This is a genomic window from Streptomyces sp. NPDC001492 (assembly GCF_053597275.1).
In genome coordinates, this window is record NZ_JBSFHW010000012.1 from 130,646 (window position 1) to 145,949 (window position 15,304).

Below are 15,304 nucleotides of genomic sequence, written 5' to 3' on the forward strand. Positions count from 1 at the left end.
CGAACGCCGGGCGCCCTCTGCATGCCTCGCTCAGCTCTGGTTCAGCTCTGGTTCAGCTCGAACCAGACCACCTTCCCGGTGCTCAGCCGCGTCGCCCCCCACCGCCGGGCCAGCTTGTTCACCAGGTACAGGCCGCGACCGCCCTCGTCCGTCGCCCGTGCCTGCCGCAGCCGTGGCAGCTGCGGTACGTCGTCGCCGACCTCGCAGCGCAGTACGTCGGTGCGCAGCAGCCGTAGCGTGACCGGCCGGGAGGCGTAGCGGACGGCGTTCGTGACGACCTCGCTGACGAGGAGCTCCACGGAGTCGCTGAGGTCCTCCATGCCCCAGCGGGACAGCGCGCGCCGGGCCAGCCTGCGGGCCCGGCCGGGTGCCGCGTCCTCCGGCTCCAGGAACCAGTACGCCACGTCGCTCGGCGCGATCCCGTCGAAGCGGGCGGCGAGCAGCGCGATGTCGTCGTCCCGGTCGCCCGGGCCGAGCATGTCCAGGACCTCGTCGCAGAGTGCTTCCAGCGGCGGCGGATGGTCCGGGCCGGTCAGCTGTGCGGTCGCGGCGAGCTTCTCGCGCAGTTGCTCTATGCCGGTCCACACGTCCCGCAGCCGGGACTCGACCAGGCCGTCGGTGTACAGGAGCAGGGTCGCCCCGGCGGGTGCGTCCAGCTCCACGGCCTCGAAGTCGACGCCGCCCACACCGATCGGCGCCCCCGGCGGCACCCGCAGCACCTCGGCGCGGCCGCCCAGGTGCAGCAGGACCGGCGGCGGATGGCCGGCGTTGGCGATGGTGATGCGGTGCGAGACCGGGTCGTACACGGCATAGAGGCAGGTCGCCATGCGGTCGGTGCCCAGGCGCTGGGCCTGTTCGTCGAGGTGGTGCAGGACCTCCTGCGGGGGCAGGTCGAGGCCCGCCAGGGTCTGGGCCGTGGTCCGCAGCTGGCCCATGATGGCCGCGGACGTCATGGAGTGGCCCATCACGTCCCCCACCACCAGCGCGACCCGGCTGCCGGGCAGCGGGATGGCGTCGTACCAGTCGCCGCCCACCCGCGCGGTCTCGGCGGCGGGCAGATAGCGGGACGCCAGCCGTACGCCCGTGGGCCGCGGGAGGGTCTCCGGGAGCATGGTGCGCTGCAGCTCGTCGGCGATGTACGCCTCGCGGCCGTACAGCACCGCCTTGTCGATGCCGAGGGCGCTGTGCGTGGCGAGCTGGGCGGCGACCAGCAGGTCGTCGGCCTCGAAGGCCATGCGCTCCGGACGGCGCAGGAAGAGCGCGGCGCCGATCACCCGGCGCCGGCCGCGCAGCGGGGCGAGGATCGCGCGCTGTCCGCCGGGTACGGCGAACTCCCCTCCGTCGCCCAGGAGTTCGGGCAGGGCGGCGCGGGCGGCGGGCGCGTCCGTGAAGACCGGGCGGACCCCGCGCAGCACCTCGGCGAGCGCGCTGCCCGGCCGCACCTCGCACAGTTCGGCGCCGACCGCGTCGAGCCCCGTCATCTCCGGGGGCTCCGGCTGCAGGGCGGGCGAGAAGCCGCCCTCGGTGTCCCGCTCCGCGGGGATCCGGTCGGTGCGCCGCAGACGCAGCACGAGCGGGCCGGTGGGCCGCTCGTCGCCGACGGGCAGCGGGTCGCGCAGATAGACGAGGATCGCGTCGGAGAAGGTCGGCACGGTGGCCCGGCACAGGCCCATGACGATCTCGTCGAGGTCGATGCCGCGGGCGATCCGCCTGGTCGCCGCGCCGACGAACCGCAGCCGGTCGCCGTCCCGCCGCATCGGCGTGGGCTGCCCGGGGGGCGTCACTCCCTGCCCGGTACGGCGCTCCTGGGCGCCGGACTTCTGCGGCCGGTCCCGCTCGCCGTCCGGCTGGTCCGGGATGGCCTCGGGCACGGGGCGCGGACGGTGCGTGCCGGGTTCCACGGCTTCTGCGGCGGCGGGCTGCGAGTGCTCGGGGCCGGTGGTGTCGGAGGGGGGCGAGACCGGGTCCTTTCCCTGGCTTGCTTTGCTGCACGGTGTGGCCGTACCCGGTGTCGACGGGGTCTCCCCGGTGCGCGCCTGTGCGGGTAAAGCGGCCGTGGGGGAGGGCGTCTGGGTGTGCAGGAGCGCCCCGCGGGGGTCCGCGGGGTCGGCGCCCGGCTGCGGGCGCTCGAAGGACATGGGGTGCTCCGTCACGCGTGTCGAATCCGTCCGTCCGGGGCTGCGCATCGCGAGCGCAGTTCGTCCCGCAGGAATCCCGATACCCGGAATACGTGTCCCCGGAACGGAATTCCCGCGTGGTCAGAGGCTGTTGTCGTGCCACCGGAGAACCGTTCACCGGCCGTTCCGGTGTTGCCCTCGTACCCCTCGCTCACGTCCTGCCGCCCCTCGGTGACGATCGGTCAAGCCCAGCGCGTGCTCCGGCAGTTGCCACTGCACCTTGCGGAGGACGATCCTACGGTTGTGGACCGGGGGCGCATCAAGAGTCTCACGTGGACACATGCGCGGGCGTACGGTCCCAGTCCTCCGGCAAAGACGGTACAGCCCAGGACGGATCCGGGCGCCAGTGCTGCCAGCCGTCGCTGAACGGCGGGCCCCAGGAGCGGATCACCTCCACCGCGGACCGGCCCGCCCCGCGCACCTGTTCGGCGGCCGACGCGTCCATCAGTCCGTCCTGCTGGGCCTGCGCGAACTCGTCCTCGTCACGCCAGTGCCAACTGCGGTCCGGGTGCACGGAGATGTCGAGGAAGTGGTCCTCGGAGTCGACCCCGCCGTCCCAACGCACGAGCGGCGACTCCAGATTCACGTACCAGTTCTTGAACTTCCAGCCCGGCTCCCAGAACAGCCACACCGACCAGGGCTCACCGGGCCGTGCCAGCTTCAGCACCCCGGTGCCGAACCAGTGGTCGAGCTGGACGGTACGGGGCTTGGTGTAGCGGGACTGGAGGGGCTCGACGTGCACCGGGGTGCCGTCGGCGAGGACGGGCTTCACGCACTCGGTGCCGGGTGCCAGCCAGACGGCGAGCAGTTCCTCGTCGTCCCGGACGACGGTGACGGGGCGTGCGATGTGGAAGCGTTCGCCCGCGTTCTCCCGGTAGCGCCACAGGACCTGTGTCCCGGGGGTCCAGAACCCCGTCCGCACCGCCGCAGCCGCGTCCGCTTCCGCTCTCATCGCTCCACCCTCTGCCATGCACAGATATTAGGTGCCCCCGGCATACGACGCTGCGGCGCGCGTCACGGTTCGCGACGGTGCGACGAATGGTTACGGATGCGTCATCCGCAGGACATCCAGTGCTTCGTCGAGCTGCTCCGCCGTGAGGTCGCCCCGCTCCACGTACCCGCTCTCCAGGACGACTTGGCGGATCGTCTTCTGCTCCGCGAGGGCCTTCTTGGCGACCTTGGCGGCCTCCTCGTAGCCGATGTACTTGTTGAGCGGAGTGACCACGGAGGGTGAGGACTCGGCGTACTCGCGGGCCCGCTCCCGGTTCGCGGTGATGCCGTCCACGGTCCGGTCGGCGAGCAGCCGCGAGACGTTGGCCAGGAGCCGGACCGACTCCAGGACGTTCCTGGCGATGACCGGCAGCATCACGTTGAGCTCGAAGTTGCCGGCGGCTCCGGCGGCGGCGACGGTGGCGTCGTTGCCGGTGACCTGGGCGGCGACCATGAGCACGGCCTCCGGGATGACCGGGTTGACCTTGCCGGGCATGATCGACGAACCGGGCTGGAGATCGGGAAGGTTGATCTCGGCGAGCCCGGTGCGCGGTCCGGAGGCGGCCCACCGCAGATCGTTGGCGATCTTGGTCAGCCCGACGGCGACGGTCCGCAGCTGTCCGCTGGTCTCGACGATCCCGTCCCGCGCCCCCTGCGCCTCGAAGTGGTTGCGGGCCTCGGTCAGCGGCAGCCCCGTGACGCGGGCGACCTCCTCGATGACGGCGGCGGAGAAGCCGGGCGGCGTGTTGATGCCGGTGCCGACCGCCGTCCCGCCGAGGGGCAACTCGGCGAGGCGGGGGAGGGCGGCGTACAGCCGCTCGACGCCGTAGCGGATCTGAGCCGCGTAGCCGCCGAACTCCTGCCCCAGGGTCACCGGCGTCGCGTCCATCAGATGCGTCCGCCCGGACTTCACGACGTCCGCGAACTCCTCGGACTTGCGGGTCAGGGCGTCGGCGAGGTGTTCCAGGGCGGGGATCAGGTCGCGGGTGACGGCGGCGGTGGCGGCGATGTGGATGGAGGAGGGGAAGACGTCGTTGGACGACTGGGAGGCGTTCACATGGTCGTTGGGGTGTACGTCCCTGCCGAGCCGCTCGGTCGCGAGGGTGGCGATGACCTCGTTGGTGTTCATGTTCGACGAGGTGCCGGAACCGGTCTGGAAGACGTCGATAGGGAAGTGCTCGTCCCAGTCACCCCGGGCGACCTCCTCGGCCGCCTCCTGGATCGCCTCCGCGATGTCCTTGTCGAGCACCCCCAGCCGCGCGTTCACCTTCGCCGCGGCGCCCTTGATCCGGGCCAGGGCCTCGATGTGGGCGCGCTCGATGCGCTGGCCGGAGATCGGGAAGTTCTCGACGGCGCGCTGCGTCTGGGCGCGCCACTTGGCGTCGGCGGGGACGCGGACCTCGCCCATGGAGTCGTGCTCGATGCGGTAGTCGTCGCTCATGCCCGTATAGCGATCGGGGAGGCGGGGATGTTCCGGGCCTTGAGCCGGCCGGGGGTCGTTGCGCGGGCCGAGCCCTCGTCAGCGGCCCGGCACTCCGAACCGGCCGGTGCACACGGGCTTTTCGGCCACCTCGGCGCACGCCTGGGCCCCGCGCGGGTCCGGCGCGGCCAGCATCGGGCTGCTGAACCCGTCGGACTTGTCGCCCTGGTACTCCGCGGACAGCTCGTCCTGGCCCGACCTGATCCAGATCTCCCGCGCGCCGCCCGTGCGGGTGCGCAGCTCGGACCAGACCGTGGCGCAGGACGGTGAGAACCGCAGCAGCACCACCTCGGCGCCCCTGGCGACCGTGCTCTCGGTGCGCGCGTCCCGGGCGCAGGTCTCGGAGGTGGGGAGTTCCCCCTGGCAGTCGCTGCCGTGGCAGGAGGCGGCCGCCCTGGGCGCCGCTGTGTGGCCGGGGTCCAGGACGTCCGCCGCGGCCGCGGTGACCGCCACGGTGGCGGCCATGGTGGCGAGGGCGACGACGGCACGGCTCGGCCGCGGGATGCGGCGGCGCCGTACGGCATCGGGCGGCACGGACGGGACCGGCTGCCGCTTCGCGACGGTCGCCCCGTCGGCCTGCGCACGTGCCGCGGAGTCCCAGAGGGCGAGCAGCGGGCCGGGGTCGGCGTCGGCGAGCCGCCCGAGCGCCACGACGGCCGCCCGGGGCGGGAACTGATCGCCGTTCAGATAGCGGTGCCAGGTCGACTTGCTGAACGGGGTGACACCGGCCAGTGCGGCCAGGCTCAGCCCCGTCCGCTGCTTGAGGGCACGCAGCCGCTCCGTCAGGAGCCGCCCGTCGTCCTGCGACGCGTCGGGCAGCGGCTGCCTCTGGACCGTCACGTGGCTCTCCATCTCGCTCCCTCGCCATGCCGGGGTGACCGCCCTGATGTGTTCCCGGCGGCGGCGCCCGGCCATACCGCGATCACCGGAATATGAAGGGGAGTTGACTGAGTTGACCTGCGATTACGCCGAGTGGGGGTGTGATCGGCGGATAACCGGACGGCAGCTCCCGGCGGGCCTGTGCGGCCCGCCGGGAGGTACCGGGGATCACGACCGGTGCGGCTTGGGGGCCGTCAGCACCAGCGGACGGTGCCGAGGTTGTGCACGTAGCGGGCGGAGACGTAGCCCCTGTGGTGGGCGAGCCGGTACCAGCGGTGGTTGCCGCGGACGCCGGAGCCCTGCACCTTGCAGGTGATGGCCACGCTGGAGCCCACCGGCCGCGAGCCGACGACGCGGTAGCCGGTGCCCGGCCCGGAGCGGACGTTCAGCGGCAGGCGGTGGGTGGCGACATGGCCCCAGGCGTGGTTCCTGACGATGTGCCGGATGCCGTGGAGGTGCCGGATGTGCCGGATCTGGCGGTGGTGACGCGCGGCACGGCCCTTCGCGTGGTGGCACTTCGGCGCCTTGGGCCGGGCGGGCAGCGTGGACGGCGCGGGGGCCGGCTGCCATGCCGGCACGGAGATGTGCGGGGGAGTGGAGTTCAGCGCGTGGGCCTGCGCGGCCGGCCCGGCGGAGGCGACGGCCGCCACCGGGAAGACGGCGACGACCGCGAACGCGGCCAGAAGGCCGTTGCGCAGTGTGCGTCGGATCATGGTTGGTCCCTCCGAGATGACCTGCGGATCACGGGCTGTGATCCAGTCAGCACGGAGCGTTTCCGACGAAGCTCCCAAAGATGCCGTCCCACCCGTTCCTGGGACGAACTGGGACGACATCCAGGCGTTACCGCAGAATCACGACATACCGACGCCGTCCCGGGACTGTGTCTTCCACTCCGTCCGGCGGGGTCTTCCACTCCGTCCGGCGGCGCTTTGCGCTCCGTCCGGCGTTTGGTCTTTCAGCCCGTCCGGCGCTTGGGTCTTCAACCCGTCCGGCGTTTGAGCCTTTCGGCCCGTGCGGAGTTTGAGCCTTTCGGCCCGTGCGGAGTCTGAGCCTTTCGGCCCGTCCGGCGTTTGGGTCTTCAACCCGTGCGGAGTTTGAGCCTTTCGGCCCGTGCGGAGTCTGAGCCTTTCGGCCCGTCCGGCGTTTGGGTCTTCCACCCCGCTCGGCGGGGCCTTGCGCCCCGTCCGGCGTTTGAGTCTTTTCAGCCCGTCCGGCGTTTGAGGACGAGGCCGTTCAGGCCGATCGGGGTCCGGGGCGGAGCCCCGAAACGGGGTGCGGGGGCGGAGCCCCGCGAGGGGTGCGGGGGACGCGGTCCCCGCCGGGGTTCAGGGGCGGAGCCCCTGGCGGGGTCGAAGGGGCGGCAGCCCCTGGGGACGGGACGGGTAGGGGCGGCGGGGGCGAGATCCGTCCCCCGCCGCACCCGCAGGCACTACGCCAGCCCAGGCCCGCGCACCGGAATCGACGTGAACGTCGGCGCCGGCGCCGGATCCTGGAAGAAGTCGTTGCCCTTGTCGTCCACCACGATGAACGCCGGGAAGTCCTCGACCTCGATCTTCCACACCGCCTCCATGCCGAGCTCCTCGTACTCGACGACCTCGACCTTCTTGATGCAGTCCTGGGCGAGCCGGGCGGCCGGACCGCCGATGGAGCCGAGGTAGAAGCCGCCGTGCGCATCGCACGCCTCGGTGACCTGCTTGCTGCGGTTGCCCTTGGCGAGCATGACCTTGGATCCGCCGGCCGCCTGGAACTGCTCGACGTAGCTGTCCATCCGCCCGGCCGTGGTCGGTCCGAAGGAACCGGACGCGTACCCCTCGGGAGTCTTCGCCGGACCCGCGTAGTACACCGGGTGGTCCTTCAGGTACTGCGGCATCTCCTCGCCCGCGTCAAGGCGCTCCTTGATCTTGGCGTGCGCGATGTCGCGGGCCACGACCAGCGGACCGGAGAGGGAGAGACGGGTCTTGACCGGGTACTTCGTCAGCTCGGCGAGGATCGAGTCCATCGGCTGGTTCAGGTCGATCCTGACGACGTCCGAGGACTCGTCCAGGTGCTCGTCCGTCGTCTCCGGCAGGAAGCGCGCCGGGTCCGTCTCCAGCTGCTCCAGGAAGACGCCCTCCGCCGTGATCTTCGCGAGGGCCTGGCGGTCGGCGGAGCAGGACACGGCGATCGCGACGGGGCACGAGGCGCCGTGCCGCGGCAGCCGCACCACACGCACGTCGTGGCAGAAGTACTTGCCGCCGAACTGCGCGCCGATGCCGATCTTCTGGGTCAGCTCGAAGACCTTCTGCTCCAGGTCCTTGTCCCGGAAGCCGTGGCCGAGCTCCGAGCCCTCCGCCGGGATCTCGTCCAGGTAGTGCGCGGAGGCGTACTTCGCGGTCTTGAGCGCGTACTCGGCGGACGTACCCCCGACGACGATCGCCAGGTGGTACGGCGGGCAGGCGGCCGTACCCAGCGAACGGATCTTCTCCTCCAGGAACTTCATCATGGAGGCCTCGTTCAGAACGGCCTTCGTCTCCTGGTACAGGAACGACTTGTTGGCGCTGCCGCCGCCCTTCGCCATGAACAGGAACTTGTACGCACCGCCGTCGGTGGCGTACAGCTCGATCTGCGCCGGCAGGTTGGAACCGGTGTTCTTCTCGTCCCACATGGTCAGCGGGGCCATCTGCGAGTAGCGCAGGTTGAGGTTGAGGTACGCGTCGTAGATGCCCTTCGACAGCGCCGCCTCGTCGCCGCCCTCGGTGAGGACGTTCTGTCCGCGCTTGCCCATGACGATCGCCGTGCCGGTGTCCTGGCACATGGGGAGCACGCCCGCGGCCGCGATGTTCGCGTTCTTCAGCAGGTCCAGCGCCACGAACTTGTCGTTGCTCGACGCCTCGGGGTCGTCGATGATGCGCCGCAGCTGGGCCAGGTGCGCGGGCCGCAGATAGTGCTGGATGTCGTGAATGGCCTCCTCGGCCAGCTTGCGCAGCGCCTCCGGCTCCACCTTGAGGAACGTCCGCCCGTCGGCCTCGAAGGTGGACACACCCTCGGAGGTCACCAGCCGGTACGGGGTGGTGTCCTCTCCCATGGGGAGCAGATCGGTGTACGCGAACTCAGGCATCTCAGCCCATTCCTCACTCGGCAGACGGCGCCCGCCGTCATTGGCGGGCGCTCACCAGCGTAGAACCTGCCGCTGACACCGAGCCTGTGAGGTAAGGCTCAGTTCGAGGGGCGCACGCGTTTTCCACAGGTCCCGATGAGGGGTAGTCGCGATCTATCGCGTTTCGGTACGCTGCTGCCGTGGACCTTCAGAAGAGTGACCGAGACCAGGACACGGCACCGCGGGTTTCCGAACTGCGCGCCTCGGACGCCGACCGTGACCGCATCGCCGACCTCCTGCGCGACGCCCTCGCCGAGGGCCGCCTGACCGCGGACGAGCATGCCGAGCGGGTCGAGGGCGTCCTCGCCGCCAAGACGGTCGGTGAACTGGAGGTCTTCATACGGGACCTGCCCGCGGCCCACCAGCACCGCGCGGCCCCCGCCTTCGCCGCCGCCCCGAGCCGCCCCACGGTGGGCGCGATCCCGGCCGACCCCGACGACAACGTCGTGGCGGTGTTCAGTAACGCCGTCCGCAAGGGCCGCTGGCGCGCGGGGCGCCGTATCCATGCGTACGCGATCTTCGGCAGCGTGGAGATAGACCTCAGCGAGGCCCTCTTCGAGTACCAGCAGGTCGCGGTCAAGACCTTCTCGTTCTGTGGCAGCGTCGAGATCCGCGTCCCGGAGAACGTGTCGCTGCGCGGCACGGGTGGCGGTGTGCTCGGCAGCTTCGAGGTCGACAACCTCGACTCGACCGATCCGAACGCCCCGGTGGTCTACGTCGACGGCTGGGCCGTGATGGGCAGCGTCGAGGCGCGGCCGAAGCGGGGCAAGCTGGTCGCGGACATCCTCGACCGCGTCCAGCACAAGGTCGACAAGAGTTTGCGCAAACACCTGAATCGTTGACGGTTGCGAATTCGGGCGCGCCCGCAGTGAATTGGTCCACCCGCGGTCGCCCGCCCGAGGCGCTCACGAGCACGCGAAATCCAGCGGTTCGGAACTCAGTGCATAGGCTCGCGCACAGCGGGTAGGCCTTGCTGCATCGTCGCTCGCTCGCGAAGCCGTCGTCAGGAGTAGACCGTGCTGCAACCGCCGCATTCGTCCCTGCAGGTAGCTGCCGTTCCGGCCCAGCGGGTGCCAGTGCGGGACAGGGACCAAGACGCTCCATGGCACACCGAGGCGGTGTGCCGGCGCGACGAGGCCGGCCTGTTCTTCGCACCTTCCAAGGAACCCACCGCCGCCCGGCTCTCCCGCGAGGAGGCGGCCAAGCGCGTCTGCGCCCGCTGTCCCGTCATGGTCGAGTGCCGCGAGCACGCGCTGCTGCAACCGGAGCCCTACGGCGTCTGGGGCGGCCTCACGGCCGCCGAACGCCGCGTGGTCCTGGCGCGCAGGCGCCGCCGCGAGATGGAGCTCAAGAAGACGGCGCGCGCGCAGGGCCGTATAGCGGCAGCGGGCTGACCGGCCCCCGTACGCACACCGATGGGGCGCCCCCACCGCACCGGGGGCGCCCCACTCGTTTCAACAACGCACCGAACTCCCCGAGCTATTTGGCGCGGTCAAAATCAATCGCGCTGTAGGCCCGCAGCTTGCTCAGCCGATGCTCGGAGTTGATCTGCCGCACCGTCCCCGACTTCGACCGCATGACGATCGACTCGGTGGTGGCGGTCTCCGACCGATACCGGACGCCCCGCAGCAGCTCCCCGTCCGTGATCCCGGTCGCGACGAAGAACACGTTCTCGCCGGCGACAAGGTCGTCGGTGGTCAGCACCCGGTCGAGATCGTGCCCGGCCTCGATCGCCCGCGCCCGCTCCTCGTCGTCCTTGGGCCACAGCTTGCCCTGGATCGTCCCGCCCAGACACTTCACGGCGCACGCGGAGATGATCCCCTCCGGCGTACCACCGATCCCGAGCAGCATGTCGACGCCGGTGCCCTCGCGCAGCGCGTAGATCGATCCGGCGACGTCGCCGTCGGAGATCAGCTTGATGCGCGCGCCGGCCTCCCGGATCTCCTTGATGATGCCCTCGTGCCGCGGCCGGTCGAGGATCACCACCGTCACGTCCTCCGGCGTGGAGCGCTTGGCCTTGGCGACGCGACGGATGTTCACGGACACCGGCGCGTCGATGTCGACGAAGTCGGCGGCCTCGGGCCCGGTGACCAGCTTGTCCATGTAGAAGACGGCGGACGGGTCGAACATCGACCCGCGGTCCGCGGCCGCCAGCACGGCGATCGCGTTCGGCATGCCCTTGGCCGTCAGGGTGGTGCCGTCGATCGGATCGACGGCGATGTCGCACTCGGGCCCGGTCCCGTCACCGACGCGCTCGCCGTTGAAGAGCATCGGGGCCTCGTCCTTCTCGCCCTCGCCGATGACGACCACGCCGTTCATCGACACGGTGGAGACGAGGGTCCGCATGGCGCGCACCGCGGCACCGTCGGCGCCGTTCTTGTCGCCGCGCCCGACCCAGCGGCCGGCGGCCATCGCGGCGGCTTCGGTCACCCGGACGAGTTCGAGGGCGAGGTTGCGGTCGGGGGCTTCGCTGGGGACTTCGAGCTCGGACGGCAAGTGATGATGCTCGGTCATCGAGGCGCACCTTTCTGATACGACGACGGCCGGATGAGGGTTCGACCTTCGACTCTATCGTCAGTCCGACAAAATGAGCAGGGGACCCCACGGATGAGCGAGCCGGGCACCTGCGACGATAGGGGGCGTGGCAGGTTCGAACGGCAAGCAGAAGACGGTCCGGGACATGATCCTCTCCCTGGGCCTCATCGGGATCGCGGCGGCACTCATCTACGTGTTCATCCCGCACGACGACTCGCCTCCTGACCTCCCGCGGGTCGACTACCGCGTCGAACTGCTCACGGCGCGCCGCGCCGCCGCCTACCCCGTGGCCGCACCCGAGGGCCTGTCCAAGGACTGGAAGGCGACCTCGGTCCGCTTCCAGGGCGACCAGTTCGACGCCTGGCACCTGGGCTTCCACACGCCCGACGGCCAGTACGTGCAGATCGAGCAGTCCACTCAGAAGCCCTCGACCTTCATCGACCAGGCCACCCAGGGGTCGGACGCGACGAAGGCCACCCAGGAGATCGCCGGCCGCACCTGGACCCGCTACACCGGCGGCCGCTACGACGCCCTCGTGCTGCCCGGCAAGGGCTCCACGACGGTGGTCGCGGGCACGGGCTCGTTCCAGCAGCTGACGGAGATGGCGCGGGCGCTGAAGCTGGCGTAGGTCTTCGCTGAGAGACCGCGACGGGAAAGGCCCCCGGCTCGTCGCCGGGGGCCTTTGTCCTGCAGGGTCGCTCGGACCCGTGCGTCGTGCGGGGTCGCTCAGACCGTCGTGACGACCTGGTCGTACGCGAGGCGCGGGGAGCGCGGGAACCAGGCGTCCTCGCCCGGCTTGCCGATGTTGACGACCATCAGCGGGGTGTGGTCGTCGTCCAGGAACTCCTTCTGGACGCCCGCGAAGTCGAGGCCGGTCATCGGGCCGGCGGCGAGACCGGCGGCGCGGACGCCGATGATGAAGTACGCGGCCTGCAGTGCGGCGTTCAGGCCGGCGGCACCCTCACGGGCAGGGCGCTCGGAGAAGAAGACGTCCTTGGCGGCCGGGAAGTGCGGGAAGAGCTCCGGCAGCTCCTCGTGGAACTCGTTGTCCGCGGAGAGGATCGCGACCAGCGGGGCGGTGGCGGTCTTGGGCTGGTTGCCCTCGGCCATGTGCTTCACCAGGCGCTCACGGGCCTCGGCGGAGCGGACCAGGGTGATGCGCAGCGGCGACTGGTTGAAGGCGGTCGGGCCGTACTTGACCAGGTCGTAGATCGCCTGGATCTGCTCGTCGGTCACCGGCTCGTCGGTGAAGGTGTTCGCGGTACGGGCCTCGCGGAAGAGCAGGTCCTGGGCGGCGGGGTCAAGAACGAGAGACATGCGGGAACTTCCTCGGGGTGGCGCCGGGATCCGATCCGGACCGTGGTCCGGATCGACTGACGAGACCGACGGTACGCGAAGGAAGGTTCAAGGTTCAACAATAAACGGGGCGGGGTGATCCGCTTCACAGCGGACCGCCGCCATCGCTCCTTGTCGTGCGCTACTCGCCGCCGGCCTCTTCCGCGGCCTCCTCCTCCGCGAGGGCCGCATCCAGCCGGGCGCGCGCCCCGTCCAGCCAGCGCCGGCACACCTTGGCCAGCTCCTCGCCCCGCTCCCAGAGCGCCAGGGACTCCTCCAGCGTCGTACCGCCCGCCTCGAGCCGTCGTACGACCTCGATCAGCTCGTCCCGTGCCTGCTCGTAGCCGAGCGCCTCATCCACCTTGCTGGTCATCCGCCCACCCTATGCATCGACTCCCACCGTGCTGTGCTCTCAGCGTTCCCGGTCGGCCCGGACCACCGTGAACTCGCCCTCCGCCACGCGCGCCCGCAGTGTCTCCTGCGCCGTCACCTCGTCCGGGGCCCGGACGACATGCCCGTCGGCCCTCTGCAGCACGGCGTAACCGCGCTTCAGGGTGGCGGCGGGGGAGAGGGCCACCACGCGCGCGTGCGTGTGCGTCAGCTCGGAGTGGGCGCGGTCCAGGAGATGCCCCAGCGTGCGCCGCGAACGGTCGACCAGCGAGGAGACATGGTCGGACCGCTCGTCGATCATCCGGTGCGGATCCTCTATCGAGGGCCGGGCAAGCGCCTGGGCGAGCCCGCGCTCCTCCCGCTCCAGGAACGCCTCGACGCACCGCCGTGCCCGGTTGCGCAACTGCCGCACCCGCTCGTACTCCTCCCCGACATCCGGTACGACCTTCTTGGCGGCGTCGGTCGGGGTGGAGGCCCGCAGGTCGGCCACGTAGTCGAGGAGTGGATTGTCCGGCTCGTGCCCGATCGCCGACACGACCGGCGTACGGCACGCGGCGACCGCGCGCACGAGCTGCTCGTCGGAGAACGGAAGGAGGTCCTCCACGCTCCCGCCCCCGCGCGCGACGATGATGACGTCCACCTCGCCGGCCTCGTCCAGTTCCTTGACGGCCTGCACGACCTGCGGGACGGCGTGCACGCCCTGCACGGCGACGTTGCGCACCTCGAAGCGGACGGCGGGCCAGCGGTGCCGGGCGTTCTCCAGGACGTCCCGCTCGGCGGCCGAGGCGCGGCCGCAGACCAGCCCGATGAGCTGCGGCAGGAAGGGCAGGGCCTTCTTCCGCTCGGGCGCGAACAGCCCCTCGGCGGCCAGGGACTTCTTCAACTGCTCCAGCCGCGCGAGGAGTTCACCGACCCCCACGGGCCTTATCTCGGCGGCCCGCAGGGACAGCTGCCCCCGCGGCGCATACCACTCCGGCTTCGCGAGGACGACGACCCGCGCGCCCTCGCTCACCACATCGGCGACCGCGTCGAACACCTGCCGGTAGCAGGTGACGCTGACGGAGATGTCGTACGAGGGATCCCGCAGGGTCAGGAACACGACTCCGGCGCCGGGCCGCCGCGAGAGCTGAGTGATCTGCCCCTCGACCCAGACGGCCCCCAGCCGGTCGATCCACCCACCGATGAGCCGCGACACCTCACCGACGGGCAGGGGCGCTTCTGCGGACGTGTTGAGAGCCATGCCGCGAGGGTAACGGCCAGGACTGACAACTCCGGGCCGGGTCTTTCAGCCCGTCCGGCGTTTGAGGACGAGGCCGTTCAGGCCGATCTTCGCCCCCGCGGCCGCGGCCTTACGATGGACCGCATGACTGCTTCGCCTGGCCGCCGTGTCCTGCTCGCCGCCCCCCGGGGCTACTGCGCGGGTGTGGACCGCGCCGTGATCGCCGTCGAGAAAGCCCTGGAGCAGTACGGGGCTCCGATCTATGTCCGGCACGAGATCGTGCACAACAAGTACGTCGTGCAGACCCTGGAGAAGAAGGGCGCCATCTTCGTCGAACGCACGGAGGAGGTCCCCGAGGGGAACATCGTGATGTTCTCCGCGCACGGCGTGGCCCCCGTCGTCCACGAGGAGGCCGAGCGCGGCAAGCTGGCCACCATCGACGCCACCTGCCCGCTCGTCACCAAGGTCCACAAGGAAGCCGTCCGCTTCGCCAACGAGGACTACGACATCCTCCTGATCGGGCACGAGGGCCACGAGGAGGTCATCGGAACCTCCGGCGAGGCCCCCGAGCACATCACGCTCGTCGACGGTCCGGGCGATGTCGCCAAGGTCGAGGTCCGTGACCCCTCCAAGGTCGTCTGGCTCTCCCAGACCACCCTCTCCGTCGACGAGACGATGGAGACCGTCGACGCCCTGAAGGAGAAGTTCCCGCAGCTGATCTCGCCGCCCAGCGACGACATCTGCTACGCCACGCAGAACCGCCAGCTCGCGGTGAAGCAGATGGGCGCCGAGGCGGAGCTGGTGATCGTCGTCGGCTCCCGCAACTCCTCCAACTCCAAGCGGCTCGTCGAGGTCGCCAAGCTGGCGGGCTCGCGCGAGGCCTACCTCGTGGACTTCGCCGACGAGATCGACGAGGCCTGGCTGGAGGGTGTGTCCACGGTCGGTGTCACCTCCGGCGCATCCGTCCCCGAGGTCCTGGTCGAGCAGGTCCTGGAGTGGCTCGCGCAGCGCGGCTTCGAGGACGTCGAGATCGTCAAGGCGGCCGAGGAGTCCATCACGTTCTCGCTGCCCAAGGAGCTCCGCCGCGACCTGCGCGAGGAGGCGGCGACGCTGATCGCGGAGCGAACCGGCACCTCGCCGGAGTGACTGTCAGTCGTCCGTCG

At 70.8% G+C, this 15,304-nt stretch carries 14 protein-coding genes; 4 read left to right on the plus strand and 10 right to left on the minus strand.

The annotated features are described in order from the left end of the window. Nucleotides 1-41: 41 nt before the first annotated feature. The 6 genes from ACWC1K_RS17805 to ACWC1K_RS17830 form a co-directional block, all read right to left on the minus strand. Nucleotides 42-2,138: a SpoIIE family protein phosphatase gene (locus tag ACWC1K_RS17805; RefSeq protein ID WP_450832344.1), complete on the minus strand. Its 2,097-nt coding sequence runs from the start codon at nucleotides 2,136-2,138 to the stop codon at nucleotides 42-44. 307 nt (nucleotides 2,139-2,445) lie between these two features. Then, nucleotides 2,446-3,147, minus strand: coding sequence for a cytidylyl-2-hydroxypropylphosphonate hydrolase (gene fomD / locus ACWC1K_RS17810; protein ID WP_450832346.1), 702 nt, complete (start codon nucleotides 3,145-3,147; stop codon nucleotides 2,446-2,448). A gap of 72 nt (nucleotides 3,148-3,219) precedes the next feature. Further along, a complete protein-coding gene (locus tag ACWC1K_RS17815) occupies nucleotides 3,220-4,608 on the minus strand; it encodes a class II fumarate hydratase (RefSeq protein WP_450832348.1) in 1,389 nt (462 codons plus the stop codon). 78 nt (nucleotides 4,609-4,686) lie between these two features. Next, a complete protein-coding gene (locus ACWC1K_RS17820; RefSeq protein WP_450832350.1) occupies nucleotides 4,687-5,487 on the minus strand; it encodes a DUF2690 domain-containing protein in 801 nt (266 codons plus the stop codon). 233 nt (nucleotides 5,488-5,720) lie between these two features. Continuing rightward, entirely contained in the window at nucleotides 5,721-6,239 is a 519-nt protein-coding gene (locus ACWC1K_RS17825; RefSeq protein ID WP_450832352.1) for an SH3 domain-containing protein, read from the minus strand. Between the two features lie 716 nt (nucleotides 6,240-6,955). Beyond that, nucleotides 6,956-8,623, minus strand: coding sequence for a fumarate hydratase (locus tag ACWC1K_RS17830; protein WP_450832354.1), 1,668 nt, complete (start codon nucleotides 8,621-8,623; stop codon nucleotides 6,956-6,958). Between the two features lie 179 nt (nucleotides 8,624-8,802). Between ACWC1K_RS17830 and ACWC1K_RS17835 the strand changes: the two genes are divergently transcribed. Together ACWC1K_RS17835 and ACWC1K_RS17840 are read left to right on the plus strand one after the other, a co-directional pair. Next, nucleotides 8,803-9,504, plus strand: a complete 702-nt coding sequence (locus tag ACWC1K_RS17835) for a DUF1707 SHOCT-like domain-containing protein (RefSeq protein WP_450832356.1) — start codon at nucleotides 8,803-8,805, stop codon at nucleotides 9,502-9,504. A gap of 174 nt (nucleotides 9,505-9,678) precedes the next feature. Continuing rightward, nucleotides 9,679-10,056 carry a WhiB family transcriptional regulator gene (locus tag ACWC1K_RS17840; protein WP_115906155.1) on the plus strand — a complete coding sequence of 126 codons (378 nt, stop codon included), beginning with the start codon at nucleotides 9,679-9,681 and terminating at the stop codon, nucleotides 10,054-10,056. Between the two features lie 85 nt (nucleotides 10,057-10,141). On the opposite strand, the gene glpX is transcribed toward ACWC1K_RS17840, so the two are convergent. Beyond that, the gene (gene glpX, locus ACWC1K_RS17845; RefSeq protein ID WP_344405575.1) at nucleotides 10,142-11,176 is read right to left on the minus strand and encodes a class II fructose-bisphosphatase; all 1,035 of its coding nucleotides are present in this window, start codon (nucleotides 11,174-11,176) and stop codon (nucleotides 10,142-10,144) included. A gap of 127 nt (nucleotides 11,177-11,303) precedes the next feature. On the opposite strand from glpX, the gene ACWC1K_RS17850 reads away from it, so the two are divergent. Next, nucleotides 11,304-11,825 (plus strand): DUF4245 domain-containing protein, encoded by a 522-nt coding sequence (locus ACWC1K_RS17850; protein WP_450832357.1) that lies wholly within the window; start codon nucleotides 11,304-11,306, stop codon nucleotides 11,823-11,825. 98 nt (nucleotides 11,826-11,923) lie between these two features. Here ACWC1K_RS17850 and ACWC1K_RS17855 read toward each other — a convergent pair whose 3' ends face one another. The 3 genes from ACWC1K_RS17855 to xseA all read right to left on the minus strand — a co-directional run bounded on the left by ACWC1K_RS17855 (nucleotide 11,924) and on the right by xseA (nucleotide 14,162). Continuing rightward, nucleotides 11,924-12,514, minus strand: a complete 591-nt coding sequence (locus tag ACWC1K_RS17855; protein WP_450832358.1) for a malonic semialdehyde reductase — start codon at nucleotides 12,512-12,514, stop codon at nucleotides 11,924-11,926. A 160-nt stretch (nucleotides 12,515-12,674) separates the two neighbouring features. Further along, nucleotides 12,675-12,905: an exodeoxyribonuclease VII small subunit gene (locus tag ACWC1K_RS17860; protein WP_115906151.1), complete on the minus strand. Its 231-nt coding sequence runs from the start codon at nucleotides 12,903-12,905 to the stop codon at nucleotides 12,675-12,677. A gap of 39 nt (nucleotides 12,906-12,944) precedes the next feature. Next, nucleotides 12,945-14,162 carry an exodeoxyribonuclease VII large subunit gene (xseA, locus tag ACWC1K_RS17865; RefSeq protein ID WP_450832360.1) on the minus strand — a complete coding sequence of 406 codons (1,218 nt, stop codon included), beginning with the start codon at nucleotides 14,160-14,162 and terminating at the stop codon, nucleotides 12,945-12,947. Between the two features lie 114 nt (nucleotides 14,163-14,276). Here xseA and ACWC1K_RS17870 point away from each other — a divergent pair, with 114 nt between their 5' ends. Next, nucleotides 14,277-15,287: a 4-hydroxy-3-methylbut-2-enyl diphosphate reductase gene (locus ACWC1K_RS17870; protein ID WP_450832361.1), complete on the plus strand. Its 1,011-nt coding sequence runs from the start codon at nucleotides 14,277-14,279 to the stop codon at nucleotides 15,285-15,287. Nucleotides 15,288-15,304 lie beyond the last annotated feature (17 nt).

Excerpts from the sequence above, each read along its gene's own strand:
- ACWC1K_RS17805 (WP_450832344.1), bottom strand. The coding sequence starts at position 2,138 with ATGTCCTTCGAGCGCCCGCAGCCGGGCGCCGACCCCGCGGACCCCCGC.
- fomD (WP_450832346.1), bottom strand. The coding sequence starts at position 3,147 with ATGGCAGAGGGTGGAGCGATGAGAGCGGAAGCGGACGCGGCTGCGGCG.
- ACWC1K_RS17815 (WP_450832348.1), bottom strand. The coding sequence starts at position 4,608 with ATGAGCGACGACTACCGCATCGAGCACGACTCCATGGGCGAGGTCCGC.
- ACWC1K_RS17825 (WP_450832352.1), bottom strand. The coding sequence starts at position 6,239 with ATGATCCGACGCACACTGCGCAACGGCCTTCTGGCCGCGTTCGCGGTC.
- ACWC1K_RS17830 (WP_450832354.1), bottom strand. The coding sequence starts at position 8,623 with ATGCCTGAGTTCGCGTACACCGATCTGCTCCCCATGGGAGAGGACACC.
- glpX (WP_344405575.1), bottom strand. The coding sequence starts at position 11,176 with ATGACCGAGCATCATCACTTGCCGTCCGAGCTCGAAGTCCCCAGCGAA.
- ACWC1K_RS17855 (WP_450832358.1), bottom strand. The coding sequence starts at position 12,514 with ATGTCTCTCGTTCTTGACCCCGCCGCCCAGGACCTGCTCTTCCGCGAG.
- ACWC1K_RS17860 (WP_115906151.1), bottom strand. The coding sequence starts at position 12,905 with ATGACCAGCAAGGTGGATGAGGCGCTCGGCTACGAGCAGGCACGGGAC.
- xseA (WP_450832360.1), bottom strand. The coding sequence starts at position 14,162 with ATGGCTCTCAACACGTCCGCAGAAGCGCCCCTGCCCGTCGGTGAGGTG.
- ACWC1K_RS17870 (WP_450832361.1), top strand. The coding sequence starts at position 14,277 with ATGGACCGCATGACTGCTTCGCCTGGCCGCCGTGTCCTGCTCGCCGCC.